This is a genomic window from Microbulbifer pacificus, from assembly GCF_002959965.1.
Lineage (GTDB): Bacteria > Pseudomonadota > Gammaproteobacteria > Pseudomonadales > Cellvibrionaceae > Microbulbifer > Microbulbifer pacificus_A.
Map to the genome: position 1 here is coordinate 768598 of NZ_PREV01000027.1, position 12179 is coordinate 780776.

General features: G+C 58.9%; 14 protein-coding genes. 6 read left to right on the forward strand and 8 right to left on the reverse strand.

Annotated features, from left to right (window positions below; all coding sequences use genetic code 11):
• Positions 1 to 80 precede the first annotated feature (80 nt).
• Positions 81 to 1967, reverse strand: a complete 1887-nt coding sequence (gene recQ, locus C3938_RS13945) for a DNA helicase RecQ (RefSeq protein ID WP_105103865.1) — start codon at positions 1965 to 1967, stop codon at positions 81 to 83.
• A gap of 163 nt (positions 1968 to 2130) precedes the next feature.
• Here recQ and C3938_RS13950 point away from each other — a divergent pair, with 163 nt between their 5' ends.
• Positions 2131 to 2619 carry a hypothetical protein gene (locus tag C3938_RS13950; protein ID WP_158681707.1) on the forward strand — a complete coding sequence of 163 codons (489 nt, stop codon included), beginning with the start codon at positions 2131 to 2133 and terminating at the stop codon, positions 2617 to 2619.
• A gap of 56 nt (positions 2620 to 2675) precedes the next feature.
• On the opposite strand, the gene C3938_RS13955 is transcribed toward C3938_RS13950, so the two are convergent.
• Positions 2676 to 3455 carry a glutaminyl-peptide cyclotransferase gene (locus tag C3938_RS13955; RefSeq protein WP_105103867.1) on the reverse strand — a complete coding sequence of 260 codons (780 nt, stop codon included), beginning with the start codon at positions 3453 to 3455 and terminating at the stop codon, positions 2676 to 2678.
• A 52-nt stretch (positions 3456 to 3507) separates the two neighbouring features.
• Here C3938_RS13955 and C3938_RS13960 point away from each other — a divergent pair, with 52 nt between their 5' ends.
• Positions 3508 to 4131: a DUF502 domain-containing protein gene (locus tag C3938_RS13960; RefSeq protein WP_105103868.1), complete on the forward strand. Its 624-nt coding sequence runs from the start codon at positions 3508 to 3510 to the stop codon at positions 4129 to 4131.
• A 166-nt stretch (positions 4132 to 4297) separates the two neighbouring features.
• On the opposite strand, the gene mnmC is transcribed toward C3938_RS13960, so the two are convergent.
• The 4 genes from mnmC to C3938_RS13980 all read right to left on the reverse strand — a co-directional run bounded on the left by mnmC (position 4298) and on the right by C3938_RS13980 (position 8160).
• Positions 4298 to 6343 carry a bifunctional tRNA (5-methylaminomethyl-2-thiouridine)(34)-methyltransferase MnmD/FAD-dependent 5-carboxymethylaminomethyl-2-thiouridine(34) oxidoreductase MnmC gene (mnmC, locus tag C3938_RS13965; protein WP_105103869.1) on the reverse strand — a complete coding sequence of 682 codons (2046 nt, stop codon included), beginning with the start codon at positions 6341 to 6343 and terminating at the stop codon, positions 4298 to 4300.
• A 12-nt stretch (positions 6344 to 6355) separates the two neighbouring features.
• A complete protein-coding gene (fldB, locus tag C3938_RS13970) occupies positions 6356 to 6877 on the reverse strand; it encodes a flavodoxin FldB (protein WP_105103870.1) in 522 nt (173 codons plus the stop codon).
• Positions 6878 to 6959: 82 nt separating this feature from the next.
• The gene (gene trmL, locus C3938_RS13975) at positions 6960 to 7424 is read right to left on the reverse strand and encodes a tRNA (uridine(34)/cytosine(34)/5-carboxymethylaminomethyluridine(34)-2'-O)-methyltransferase TrmL (protein ID WP_105103871.1); all 465 of its coding nucleotides are present in this window, start codon (positions 7422 to 7424) and stop codon (positions 6960 to 6962) included.
• A 205-nt stretch (positions 7425 to 7629) separates the two neighbouring features.
• Positions 7630 to 8160, reverse strand: a complete 531-nt coding sequence (locus C3938_RS13980) for a glycine cleavage system protein R (RefSeq protein ID WP_105104540.1) — start codon at positions 8158 to 8160, stop codon at positions 7630 to 7632.
• A gap of 211 nt (positions 8161 to 8371) precedes the next feature.
• Between C3938_RS13980 and C3938_RS13985 the strand changes: the two genes are divergently transcribed.
• The 3 genes from C3938_RS13985 to C3938_RS13995 all read left to right on the forward strand — a co-directional run bounded on the left by C3938_RS13985 (position 8372) and on the right by C3938_RS13995 (position 10236).
• Complete coding sequence (locus C3938_RS13985; RefSeq protein ID WP_105103872.1) at positions 8372 to 9187, forward strand: class I SAM-dependent methyltransferase; 816 nt, start codon at positions 8372 to 8374, stop codon at positions 9185 to 9187.
• A gap of 162 nt (positions 9188 to 9349) precedes the next feature.
• A complete protein-coding gene (locus C3938_RS13990) occupies positions 9350 to 9580 on the forward strand; it encodes a YheU family protein (protein ID WP_105104541.1) in 231 nt (76 codons plus the stop codon).
• Positions 9580 to 10236 carry an alpha/beta fold hydrolase gene (locus C3938_RS13995; protein ID WP_233998925.1) on the forward strand — a complete coding sequence of 219 codons (657 nt, stop codon included), beginning with the start codon at positions 9580 to 9582 and terminating at the stop codon, positions 10234 to 10236. Before C3938_RS13990 ends, C3938_RS13995 begins: the two co-directional genes overlap by 1 nt.
• Here C3938_RS13995 and C3938_RS14000 read toward each other — a convergent pair.
• Positions 10214 to 10498, reverse strand: coding sequence for an antibiotic biosynthesis monooxygenase family protein (locus C3938_RS14000; protein ID WP_105103873.1), 285 nt, complete (start codon positions 10496 to 10498; stop codon positions 10214 to 10216). The genes C3938_RS13995 and C3938_RS14000 overlap by 23 nt on opposite strands.
• Before the next feature lie 210 nt (positions 10499 to 10708).
• Between C3938_RS14000 and C3938_RS14005 the strand changes: the two genes are divergently transcribed.
• Positions 10709 to 10894, forward strand: coding sequence for a sulfurtransferase TusA family protein (locus C3938_RS14005; RefSeq protein ID WP_418903583.1), 186 nt, complete (start codon positions 10709 to 10711; stop codon positions 10892 to 10894).
• 83 nt (positions 10895 to 10977) lie between these two features.
• Here C3938_RS14005 and C3938_RS14010 read toward each other — a convergent pair whose 3' ends face one another.
• Positions 10978 to 11664: a hypothetical protein gene (locus C3938_RS14010; RefSeq protein ID WP_105103875.1), complete on the reverse strand. Its 687-nt coding sequence runs from the start codon at positions 11662 to 11664 to the stop codon at positions 10978 to 10980.
• Positions 11665 to 12179 lie beyond the last annotated feature (515 nt).

Here is a 12179-nt window from a genome sequence, read left to right on the forward strand (position 1 = left end):
TTTATTCGTGTTGGCGGGATTTTAGCAACCACGCGCCGGCCGCCGGCAGGTTATCGGCGGCCAGCTTTGCCCGGCGGTGCTCAGGCGTGATCGCTGAGTTCGCCCTCGAACTCCCGCAACAGCGCCAGAAACGGTTCACCGAATTTCGCCAGCTTGCTGTCGCCGATGCCGGAGATGGCCAGCATTTCCGTTGTATTGCGCGGGCGGGCGCTGAGCATCTCCCGCAGCGTCGCGTCGTGGAAGACTACGTAGGGCGGCACGCCGCGCTCTTCCGCGAGGGACTTACGCAGGGCGCGCAGTGCGTCCCACAGAGGCTGTTCTTGCACGGAAACTTCCGCCGAGGCGTCGCCGGCACGGGTATCCCGCTTGGTAGCCCTGGTGGATGGGGTTTTGGGCAAGGTGCGCAGTTGCAAGGCTTCCTCGCCGCGCAGCACCGGTCGACACTGCTCGGTCAGTTGCAGGGCATTGAAGGCTTCGGCATTGACCCGTAAATAACCGCGCACCACCAACTGGCGGGTGATGGCGCGCCACTCATTCGCGCTCATATCGGTGCCGATGCCATAGGTTGAGAGTTTGTCGTGGCCAAACTGGCGAACTTTCTCGGTATCCGCTCCCCGCAGCACATCGATTACGTGCGCCGCGCCAAAGCGCTGCCCGCTACGGTAAATCGCGGACATCAGCTTGCGCGCGGCGTCCGTGGCGTCCCAGGTGGCGGGGGCCTCCAGGCAGGTGTCGCAGTTGCCGCAGTCCGCGGCGAGCTCCTCTTCGAAATAGCGCAGCAGTGCACGGCGCCGGCAGCTGGTGATCTCGCACAGCCCCAGCATGGCGTCGAGCCGCTGGCGCTCCTGGCGTTTGTGTTCTTCGCTGCCTTCCGACATCGCGGCCATCTGACTGAGTTTCACCACGTCCTCGAGGCCGTACAGCAGCAGTGCCGTAGCGGGTTCGCCGTCGCGCCCGGCGCGGCCGGTTTCCTGGTAATACGCCTCAATGCTCTTGGGCAGGTCCAGGTGCGCGACAAAACGCACATCCGGCTTATCGATTCCCATGCCAAAGGCAATGGTGGCCACCATGATCACGCCTTCTTCCCGCAGGAAGCGACGCTGGTGCTCGGCGCGAACCTGGGCGGCTAAACCGGCGTGGTAGGGCAGGGCATTGAAGCCCTGTTGCTGCAGCCACTCTGCGGTGGATTCCACTTTGCCGCGGGAGAGGCAGTAGATCACGCCGGCGTTGCCCTGCTGTTCCGTATTCAGAAACTGCAGCAGTTGCCGTTTTGGGTTGTTTTTGGGGGCGATACGGTACTGGATATTGGGGCGGTCGAAGCTGCTGACGAAGTGCCGGGCACTTTCCAGATCCAGCCGCCGGGCGATTTCCCGGCGGGTGCGCTGGTCCGCGGTGGCGGTAAGGGCCACCCGCGGCACCTCGGGAAACCGCTGGTGCAGGCAGGACAGCTGCAGGTAATCGGCACGGAAGTCGTGTCCCCACTGGCTCACACAGTGGGCTTCGTCGATGGCGAAAAGGGAGAGTTCCGCGCGCTCGAGCAGATCCAGGGTACGCGGCTGTAACAGGCGCTCCGGCGCCAGATAGAGCAGTTCCAGTTCACCGCGCAGCAGGCGGCTTTCGATCTGCTGCGCCTCGTCGAACCCCAGTGACGAGTTCAGAAAAGCCGCGGACACGCCCGCGGCCCGCAATGCCTCCACCTGATCCTGCATCAGCGCGATCAGTGGCGATATCACAATGCCGCAGCCCGGGCGCGCCAGTGCGGGGATCTGGTAACACAGGGATTTGCCGCCGCCGGTGGGCATGAGTACCAGCGCGTCATCGCCGGCCACCAGGGTGCTGATGATGGCTTCCTGGTCACCGCGAAATTCGGTGTAGCCAAAGGTGTGCTCGAGGATGAAGTGGGGGTTGCCTGCAGAGGTGGCCCCCGCGAAAGCGGAAGTGGTTAAAGCCGGGTGTGATTCAGTCATGGGCGGCAGTATACCGTTTGCCCTCCGCCAGGTGTGAACCGCTTTGGTGGGGTGGGTGTCGAATTGTTGGCGCCGGTTTTTCTCTTGCTGGCGCAAGTTTCATTCACGAAGTGTGAACTTGTCCTATAATCCGACCACCGCAGACATAGACAGGGACAAAGCTATGCGCGCAATGACAACGACGTCATCTACGACTTCACCCATATCGTCATCCATTCTGATCGGTGCCCTGGTTTCCAGCGCACTGTTGTGGCTCGCAGGTTGCTCCATTTCCGGTAGCAGCCCGATTAACCCCCGCCATCTCGCCCAGTCCGCCGTGGCGGATACCCATCTCGGTTGGAAACCGGCGCCTGCGCACCAGCTCAATTATTCGCTCGCTACGTCCAGTGGTATTGCCCGCATGGAGATGCGTGAATTGCCCGCGGATCTGCAGGCGGTCACCATCGAGCTGCCGGGGATGCGCAATGTCGAGGGGGTGCAGTGGCGGGGTGCCAGCGGTGAGCATGCGATGCTGTTTGACGGCGCGGAAGGGGCTGATGGCGTGACCCTGGAGCGCCAGCAGCGTGGCTACCGGTTGCAGTTGCAGGGGGCGGCGCTGGAGTCGATCCGCAGTGGCGGCTTTCTGACGGTGATTGACTACTATCGCAATTGATTTTTCGGGCACCTCAAAAATTGCGCAGCAGATTTTGGGGGGCTCTTCCGGCCGTTTCAGAATCCGAGCCCGTCGGGGCGAATCAGATAGAGTTTCGGCCAGTATTTTCCCGTTACCCAGAGCCCGTTGCGGACCTGATCCCAGGCGATGCCATTCGCAACAGCGTCGACATTCCAGCGGTCGGCCTGACTGTCTCTCAGCAGGTTTTCCAGATTCAGAATTCCTTTCACTTCACCACTTTCAGGGTCGATGGCAATCACTCTCGGGTCTTGCCAGATGTTGGCCCAGATCAGGCCGTTGACGTACTCCAGTTCATTCAGCCGGCTCCAGCGCTCACTGCCACCGGTAACTTTGAGGGTGCGGGTAATGGTGAAGGTGTTCGGGTCGCGAAAGGTGAGGGTGTCGCTGCCGTTGCTCATGATCAGCTGATCGCCATCACTGGTGAGCCCCCAGCCCTCGCCGGTGTAAGTCAGAACTTCCTCCAGTGAAAAGTCCTTCCGACGGTAGATCTGCACCTCGCCCGCGCGATAGGTGAGCAGGTACAACCGCTCTCCAAATACTGCGAGCCCTTCCGCAAAGCGGTCGCCCGCCAGCCACTTGCGTCTTACGGGATTGGCACTCGGGTCGGTATACTCCGCCAGCCAGGAGCGGCCGTAGAGTCCGCTGCTTTCCAACCAGCGTTCGCCGTCGAAAAACAGTCCCTGGGTGAAGTGATCCGCGGCACGGGTTTTGCTGTCGAGCAGTTGGTAGTCGAGCGTTGGTGGCTGTGGCCTTTCTGCGGCCAGGCTCGTCGCGGACAGCAGCAGAGACAGTAACGCGGTAGTGGCGGCTTTCATGGTTGGCTGAGCGTTTTCCTGTTTAACCGTTATTTTTTCAGTGCAGTAGTTTATGACCAGAATAAAAGCCTTTGTCACGTTAACCCTGCTGGGTGGCCTGGCGGTGGTGTTGCCCATTGCCATTTTTATCCTGCTGTTCCAGTGGCTGTTTGGCCAGATCAGCGAGCTGGTGGCACCGGCGACGCAGTGGATGCAGGCGCATACGGAGTTCAAGGATAACTTTGCGCGCCTGATCGTCCTAGCGTTGATTCTGGGACTGTGTTTTGTGATTGGCCTGCTGGTGAAGACCAGCGTGGGACGCTGGGCGCACCGGCATCTGGATTACTGGCTTGGCAGACTGGCGCCGGGGTACAGCACGATCAAGGATGTGGTGTTGCAGTTTATTGGTGGTGCCGGCTCCGAGGGCGTACTGTCGGGGCCGGTGGCGCGGGCGCGGATCCACGGGGCGGACAATCCGCTGTCGGTGACGGCGATTGTGACTTCGCAGCATCCGAATGGGGATTTCACGGTGTATGTGCCGACGGCGCCGGTGCCGACTTCGGGGTTTGTTTATCACTTGCCGGCGGAGTGCGTGGAGATTCTGCCGCATGTGACGGTGGAGGCGGCGATGAAGTCTATTGTTTCTTGTGGGTCTGGGAGTGGGGCCTTGCTGAAGGCTCCTGAGCGTTCTGTCTGAGTCTATGTGGTTCTACGAAAGTCCGGTGGCGGGAAAGCGCTGGGTACGGGTTTTCAGGACCGCTGTGAATACGTCCCTGTACGCTGCGTCGCAAACATCCCTGTTTGCGACGCTCCTGAAAACCCGTACCCAGCGCTCTCCCTTCGATTCACGTCCTGCGCTCTGATCAGAGCGTTTCTTTGTTTTTTCCCAGGTTTCTGATTGCGAACCGCATCGGGTGCAGCGCTTTTACCAAATCCTCTGAAACAGGCATCACTTCTTTACTAACCCAAGCCGCTACTACCTCTGCAGCGAGCGGAGCGTAAGCAAATCCTCTTGAGCCCAGTCCGGCCAGTACGTACAGGTTTTGCTGGTATGGGGTGCGGTGGTTGATCAATTGCTTGCGGTTTCTGCGCAAGCCGCCGTAGGTGTTTTCCAGTTGTTCCCAATCTGCCACCGGGCCTGCCATGGGCAGGTAGTCCGGGGTGGCGGCGCGCACAGCGACTCGGCCATTCAATTTCTGGTGCGCGAATGATTCGGCGATTTCGGGAAGCAGGTTGGTGAGCGTTTGCAGGTTTTCCCGGTGTTCCTCTTCGCGGATTTCGAGATCGGTCTGTTTCAGTTTGAAGGTAGCGCCGAAGCTGTGTTGCTGCGTTTTGTCGGTTCCCGAAACCGGTGCGGCCGGGGCGATGTAGCCCTCACCGCAGAGGGCAATTTTCAGGTTTTTCGAAGGCGCTGTGGCTTGGGCAAACGAGACTTGGCCGCGAATCGGCTGCAGGGGCAGTGGCGCGGTCTGCGGGAACTGGCGATTGAAATTGGCGCTGCACAGGATGACAGCGTCAAAGGTTTGCACGAGCTGTTCGCCTTGAGTTGTTGTTTCCACTTCCCAGGTTTCGCCGTTCGGCCAAATACTGGATACCGCTGTGTTGGGGTGGAACGTAATGTGCGGGTGTCGCAGCAGACTGTTGCACACCTGCTTCGGGCGTAGCCAGCCGGCACAGGGGAAGTAAAGACCGGGCATCGCGAGGTCGACGCCCGCGAGCTTACTCGCTTGCGCTGAGGTTACCGGTTGTGCGAGCAGGGCGTGCGCGCCCAGCGCCAAATGATCGACGACCTGCTGTTGCAGCTGTTGCTCCTTTTCCGTTTCCGCCAGTTGCAGCAGTCCATCGAAATGGATGGCATCGGAGCAGTGTGAGGCATAAAAGCGCTGGGCGAACTGCAGGGCGAGCAGGTTGAAGTCGCCGTTGGGGCCGGGTTTGGGGGAGAGCTTGGCGTAAAGGATGCCTTGGTCGTTGCCGGAGGCGCCGCTGCCGGGCTCGCCGCCCTGCTCGAACACGGTGACCTGGAAGTTACGTTCTGCCAGTGCATGCGCGGTGGCAGTGCCGGCAATGCCGGCGCCGATCACCGCGACGGTTTTGGGTGTATTGTCCGCTGCGTGTGGCAAGTGCCAGGGTGTTGCGCGGTGCGGTGTTTTTTCCCTTGGTATTTCCGGTACCAATCGGCCGCGCAGCATTTCCCGTTTGTGACCGAAGCCCGGCACTTTTTCCAGGGCAAACCCAACCGCTTTTAAGCCCCGTTTGACAATGCCGGCACAGGTAAAGGTGGCGAAGGTACTGTCTTTTGCGCTGAGATCAGCAATGGCGCTGAACAGGTCGTCGCTCCACATCTCCGGGTTTTTTGATGGCGCGAAGCCGTCCAGAAACCAGGCGTTGATCTGGCGGTCTCGCTCGGGGGCATCCAACTGTATCCGTTCAAAACCGCGGCTCGCCTCGTCGATGATCAGCGTAAGATGCACGTTGCCGGTGAATTTCAGCCGGTGTACCCCTTTGGCCAGATAGGCTGGGTACTGGCTGACCAACTGTTCGCTGAATTCACTCAATTCGGGCCACAGCGCCAGGGCGCGGCGCAGGTCCTGCGGGGCGAGGGGGAATTTCTCCACGCTGACGAAATGCAGCTGTGCGCTCTTTGGGGCGGTCCGTATCCACAGTTGCCAGGCTGCGAGAAAATTGAGACCGGTACCGAAGCCGGTTTCGCCGATGGTAAAGGTGGTGTTATCGGTGAGATTCGCCCAGCGTTCGTTCAGGTGGTTGTGGTTGAGGAATACGTGGCGGGTTTCCTCGAGGCCGGAAGCGGTGGAGAAGTAGATGTCATCGAACGCCGAGGACACGGGCTGGCCGTTGTCCCTCCATTCGAGCTGCGCCAGTGTGACGGGTTTGTGTTCCTGTTCAGGCATGGAGGCAGACGCTCAGCGCAGGCCGAATTCGCGCATGATCTGGGCACACCACCGATCAAGACGCTCGTCGCTTTTATCGAATTCGTTTTCTTCGTCGAGGGCGAGCCCGACAAAGTGACGGCCGTCTGGTGTCAACCCTTTGGATTCCTCGAACTCATATCCCTCCGCCGGCCAGTAACCGACAGCTTTGGCGCCGAGAGCGAGAACCTGAGCGTGCAGGTAGCCGAGGGCATCCTGATACCACTGGGGGTAGCCGGCCTGATCCCCGAGGCCATAAAGGGCCACTTTCTTATCCTCAAGATTGAGCACTGCTAACTGGTCCCAACAGTTTTCCCAGTCTTCCTGCAGCTCCCCGTAGTCCCAGGTGGGGATGCCGAGGATCAGAAAGTCGTACTCCTGCATCTGGGTGACGTCTTCATCGGCCACGTTGAGAATGTCTATCCACTCCTCGCCGATACGATCGCGGATTTTTTCCGCCGCCATTTCGGTGTAACAGGTGCTGGAGCCGTAAAAAAGTCCGATTGGTGCGCGCATGGTGCTCGTTGTCAGGTTTCCGGGGGTGCGGCATCTGGTGCGGCACCTTCATTTCGTATTTTTGCGCTCTGTCCGAATTTGTTCAGACAGCGCCTTCATAGCCCAGCTGGCGCCAGGCCTCATAAATCACAATTGCCGCTGCATTGGAGAGGTTAATGCTGCGGCTGTTGGCGCACATGGGGATACGCAACGTGTACTCGCTGCCGGTCATGGCCAGGAACTCCGCGGGCAGACCGCGGGTCTCGGGGCCGAAGACAATGGCGTCGCCGTCGCGGAACGCGATTTCCGAATGGGGACGAGCCCCTTTGGTGGACAGGGCCAGTATTCGCGCCGGTTGTTCGGATTTCACGAACGCCTGCCAGTCCCGGTGGCGCACCACGCGGCTGTATTCGGCGTAGTCGAGCCCGGCGCGACGCAGGCGTTTGTCGTCCATCTCGAAGCCGAGGGGCTCGATCAGGTGCAATTCGGCACCGGTGTTGGCGCACAGACGGATGATGTTGCCGGTGTTTGGGGCAATTTCCGGTTGATAGAGCACGATTTTGAACATGACTGCCGCAAGGATTAATGCTTAATGCCGAATGGACCGGCGAAGATGCTTCACGTGAAGGTGACGATATCGGGCATAACCTTGTGAGACCTGCACCGCCATGAATGGGTTGAGGTGGGCGACGAGCCCGTGTCTCACAAGGTTATGCCCGGTAGCGGCACCGCCACTGAACTCGTTCAGTGGGATGAAGCCGAAAGGGCGGGGATTATAACGCGGAGGAGGTCTCTTCGCAGTCGATCTCGACTCCAAGTTCGTCGGCGATCTCGTCCAGTTCATCGTGCAGGCCGTCAATGTTGACGTCTTCCGCCACACTGATGGTGCACTCGGCGGTGAACAGGGGTTCACCGCTCCAGGGGGTGCTGCCGTAGCGGGTATCGAGGGTTTCCACATTGATCCGGCGGGCGGCTAGCGCGCGGGAGATTTCCTTGACGATCCCGGGGCGGTCATTGCCCACGAGCTTGAGTTGCAGGGTCTGGCGCCCCTCTGCAGCGACCGCGAGCGCGTCTTCCACCTGCAGTTTGAAGTCTGCACCGGCCAGTCCTTTCAGCGCATCCTTGAGCCGTGCGCTATCTTCCGTGGCCACGCTGACCCGCAATATGCCGGCGAATTTACCGGCGAAGTGGGCCATGCGGCTGTCTTCCCAGTTTCCGCCATTTTCTGCCACCGCGGCGGAGAGCATTTCCACTACACCGGGTTTATCGTCGCTGATGATGGAGATGACGAGGTGTTGTTGCATGGGGATATCCTTATTGGTGCTGCTGAAATGCGGTGTCGGAGGGCCGATACCGCCTTGCTGTGCTGAATTGTAGCCAGTGCGGCGCGAGGTGGGCAAAGTTCTCACCGGGAACCACGGGTGGTGGAAGGAGTCTTTACAAGCGCGGGTGGGAAGTGTTGAATCCCCGGTCGAGGAAAATAATTCCAAGTCAGCTCTCAAAAGGAGAAACTCGATGATAGTTCCGAACAAGGTTGCACACTGGCTGGCGGGTCTGGCCTGCGCGGCATCTTTTGCTGGATCGGTTCAGGCGGATGCGCTGCAGGACGCGATCAAAGGGGATCAGCGCACGCCAGCTTACGCTGAGCGGGACAAGTATCGCCATCCGGCGGAGACGCTGACGTTTTTCCAGCTGAAGCCGGAGATGACCGTGGTCGAGATCTGGCCGGGCGGCGGCTGGTATACCGAGATCCTGGCGCCAATGCTGAAGGAGAAGGGTACGCTGTATGCGGCACATTTCCCGAAGGATACGGATGTCGGTTATTTCAAGCGTTCGCGCGAGGGCTTTGAGAAGCTGTTGTCTGAGGACGATATCTACAGTGCGGTGAAACTGACGGAGTTCGCCCCGGGCGGCGACAGTGAGATTGCACCGGAAGGTTCTGCGGATGCGGTGGTGACGTTCCGCAATGTGCACAACTGGATGGGAGGCAACAATGAGCAGAGGGCATTCAAGGCCTTTTTCAAGGCCTTGAAGCCGGGTGGTGTGCTGGGTGTGGTGGAGCACCGGGCCAAGCCGGGCACGAGCCGTGAGGATATGGGCAAGAGCGGTTATGTAACCCAGGACTATGTGATTGAACTGGCGAAAAATGCGGGTTTTGTGCTTGAGGAGTCCAGTGAGATCAATGCGAATCCCAAGGATTCCGCGGATCATCCAAAAGGTGTCTGGACCCTGCCGCCGTCTCTGCGACTTGGCGATGAGGACAAGGATAAGTACCTGGCAATTGGTGAAAGTGACCGTATGACTTTGCGGTTCCGTAAGCCGAAGTCCTGATATTTCTCTTGCTTCCATACCGAAAATGCCCCGGAATTTCCGGGGCATTTTTGTTGGCAGTTCTATAGAATTTCTGTGGCGGTCGAGCGCTGGGTATCGGTTTTCGATTCACACTACGTGCTTCGTTAGCGCTCCCGTTGTTTGAGCATATGAGTGTTTGAAATGATCATTCCCCATCACCAGCTAGACCCGGAAACCCTGCAAAACCTGTTGGAGGAATATGCCACTCGCGATGGCACCGACTACGGTGAGCAGGAAGTGAGTCTTGAAAGCAAAGTCGCCAGTCTGCGTCGGCAACTCGAGAAAAAAACCGTGGTTATCTGGTTTGAGCCGGGAGAGGAGTCGGTGAATCTGATCCTCGCGGAAGACATTCCCGGGGATGGTGATTACTGATGACCGATATGGACGGCTGGCTGGTTGATCCGTCGCGGGGAATCCATAGAGGCTGGTTCCTGTTCGCCCACGGCGCGGGGGCGCCGATGGACAGTGATTTTATGCAGGCACAGGCGGAGATGCTGGCGGCGCAGGGCATGGGGGTAATCCGGTTTGAGTTCCCGTATATGGCGGAGCGGCGGGAGACGGGCAGGCGCAGACCACCGAGCAGGATAGAGGTATTGCTCGAGGATTTTCAGGCACAGATCGATCGTTTTGGTGAGATTTTCCCAGGCGAACGGTTGTTTATCGGTGGCAAGTCCATGGGGGGACGGGTGGCGAGTATGTTGGCGGGGCAGAATTATCGGGCCGGAAAGGTGGCCGGGGTGGTGTGCCTTGGGTATCCGTTTCATCCGCCCGGCAAGCCGGAGAGCTTACGAACAGCGCACCTGGAGTGCCTGGAGAGTCCTGCGTTGATTGTGCAGGGGACTCGCGACAAGTTGGGGAATCGAGAGGAGGTGGAGAGTTATACGCTTTCGCCTGTGATTGACGTGCAGTGGCTTGACGATGGCGACCACGATTTCAATCCGCGCAAAGCCAGCGGCTGGACCCAACAGCAACACTGGCAATCGGCGGCAGACAGAGCAGCGGCGTTTATGCGCGTTGCAGAATCGTGATGCGTTCCTCGTGCGCGAGCATGGGGGCGAGCTGGGACATCTGTTCACGGCGCTGCTCGCTGTTGTACCACTGTTGCCAGTGCAGTACCGATTTCCATTGGGAGAGGGTAAAGCGGCGCCTGGGGTTGTCGAGTTCGGTGTAGGTGTGGCCGTCGACGAAACCGTCGGTCTGGTAGGCGTTGGTCAGCAACTGGCGCGCAGCCTCCTCGTAGGTCGCTTCCAGATCTTCTGCAATTTCCCGCTCGATCAATACGTAAATCATCGGTGTTCGTGATCCTCAACCGTACGCCGTTGTGGCGATTCCATACCCTGCAGTCTAGTCTTTTTCGGTGTCGACTGACGAGCCGTCTGTGGGTGCTATCCTGCCCGGTCAGTCTTTATAGGTGACGCGCCCTGTCAAATCTCCGACAATAGCCCGATGAAATCACACCACACCCTTGATGCCCGCGGCCTTTTGTGTCCGGAACCTGTCATGATGCTTCACTCTGCAGTACGCAAGGTCGCTGCGGGAGAAGTGCTGCAGATGTTCGCCACCGATCCGTCTACCCAGAGGGATGTCCCCAAGTTCTGTCAGTTTCTCGGCTATGAGCTGGTGCAGCATCTGGAAGAAAATGATGAGTTTGTTTACTGGATCAAGAAAGCTGAGGATTCGGCGTAGCAACAATTGTCAGAAGCAGTTTCGCAGTTACAGCAAGGGCGACCACGGGTCGCCCTTGTCTTGTCTGGAATTGAGGGAAGTATTCAGGGCGATGTGACAAGCGCCGCGATCGCAGCCAGGGCCTCCGGATCCTCGGATTTGATCTTGTTGGCGATGTGGTGTTGGAAGAAGTAGCGGAAACATTCCGACTCCTGGGCCGGGTACAGGCAAGTGTCCCCGGGGAGAACCGGTGTGGTTTCCACACTGCTGTGATCAATCAGCATGCCGTGGATCTCTCCGCTGGCGAACAGCCGCCAGCTCACGACTTCGGAAAGGGTCAGGTTTTCCCGGTCTGCATCCATAAATACCGCGTGGGTACCAATGGTGTCGGGGATCTCCTGCACAACCTCGTCCGCCTGATTGCTTTCGAACTCGAAGTATTCCGCCGCAGTCTCCAGCTCGACGATTTTGTGGATGGGGGGCTCGTGGAAAATTTCCTCGATACCCGGGTCATAGTAGCCTTCAAACCGGCCATCCAGGGGGTCCTGGATATCCGGGCAGGCCGTTATGGCGTTCAACCAGGGAACCAGTCCGACCACCTCTCCGTTGGCGCGCAGGCCCCAGCAAAGGATTTTCAGACTGTAGAGATCAGTTCCACTGGAATTGTTGGAGTAGAGCATTTCCAAGCCATCCAGCTCCGGAGATAAGCGGATAAACCGCCGACTCTCAGAAGTTTCGATAGGCTTGCCGGTGAAGAGGTCAACCACGTTGCTGTTGCGGTGGTCGGTCATAGTGCACCTCCTTGCAGGGCCGGTAGTAGGGCGGGAAGGTCTTGTACTACTTATCAAGTGCAACCGGCGTAGAGATACCGAGCGAAGGTCGGGCGACCAATCGCCGAATCCTGACTCCGGGAGCGCTTTTTTGCCTCCCTGGGAAGCCGGTACCGCAACCGAAAACAACCACTCAAAGCCCTCAAAATGATTGCACTGAGCGGCAGCAGGTTTCCGGTATCCCTATGTTCAAAGGTATATTCTGATCCGCGGAAATACAACCGGCGGACGCAGGTTCTTTGCCTCGATTTTCCTCCTTTCATCAACCTGTAAAGATGAGTGCTGGTGGGGGCTGGACGAATCGTCACCCACCGCGGTGAATGGCTCCCGTAGAGACGGCCTTGATCCGACAGCGCTCGCTGTTATAGTCCGCGCCTAATTTGATAGTAAGTACCGATTTCAGGCACAGGTTCGGGAGCCGCTGTTGTCACACCTTTCGCCAGCTGCCATTCAAGGTCAGCAAATTTCATACCACT

Excerpts from the sequence above, each read along its gene's own strand:
- recQ (WP_105103865.1), bottom strand. The coding sequence starts at position 1,967 with ATGACTGAATCACACCCGGCTTTAACCACTTCCGCTTTCGCGGGGGCC.
- C3938_RS13950 (WP_158681707.1), top strand. The coding sequence starts at position 2,131 with ATGCGCGCAATGACAACGACGTCATCTACGACTTCACCCATATCGTCA.
- C3938_RS13955 (WP_105103867.1), bottom strand. The coding sequence starts at position 3,455 with ATGAAAGCCGCCACTACCGCGTTACTGTCTCTGCTGCTGTCCGCGACG.
- C3938_RS13960 (WP_105103868.1), top strand. The coding sequence starts at position 3,508 with ATGACCAGAATAAAAGCCTTTGTCACGTTAACCCTGCTGGGTGGCCTG.
- mnmC (WP_105103869.1), bottom strand. The coding sequence starts at position 6,343 with ATGCCTGAACAGGAACACAAACCCGTCACACTGGCGCAGCTCGAATGG.
- fldB (WP_105103870.1), bottom strand. The coding sequence starts at position 6,877 with ATGCGCGCACCAATCGGACTTTTTTACGGCTCCAGCACCTGTTACACC.
- trmL (WP_105103871.1), bottom strand. The coding sequence starts at position 7,424 with ATGTTCAAAATCGTGCTCTATCAACCGGAAATTGCCCCAAACACCGGC.
- C3938_RS13980 (WP_105104540.1), bottom strand. The coding sequence starts at position 8,160 with ATGCAACAACACCTCGTCATCTCCATCATCAGCGACGATAAACCCGGT.
- C3938_RS13985 (WP_105103872.1), top strand. The coding sequence starts at position 8,372 with ATGATAGTTCCGAACAAGGTTGCACACTGGCTGGCGGGTCTGGCCTGC.
- C3938_RS13990 (WP_105104541.1), top strand. The coding sequence starts at position 9,350 with ATGATCATTCCCCATCACCAGCTAGACCCGGAAACCCTGCAAAACCTG.
- C3938_RS13995 (WP_233998925.1), top strand. The coding sequence starts at position 9,580 with ATGACCGATATGGACGGCTGGCTGGTTGATCCGTCGCGGGGAATCCAT.
- C3938_RS14000 (WP_105103873.1), bottom strand. The coding sequence starts at position 10,498 with ATGATTTACGTATTGATCGAGCGGGAAATTGCAGAAGATCTGGAAGCG.
- C3938_RS14005 (WP_418903583.1), top strand. The coding sequence starts at position 10,709 with ATGATGCTTCACTCTGCAGTACGCAAGGTCGCTGCGGGAGAAGTGCTG.
- C3938_RS14010 (WP_105103875.1), bottom strand. The coding sequence starts at position 11,664 with ATGACCGACCACCGCAACAGCAACGTGGTTGACCTCTTCACCGGCAAG.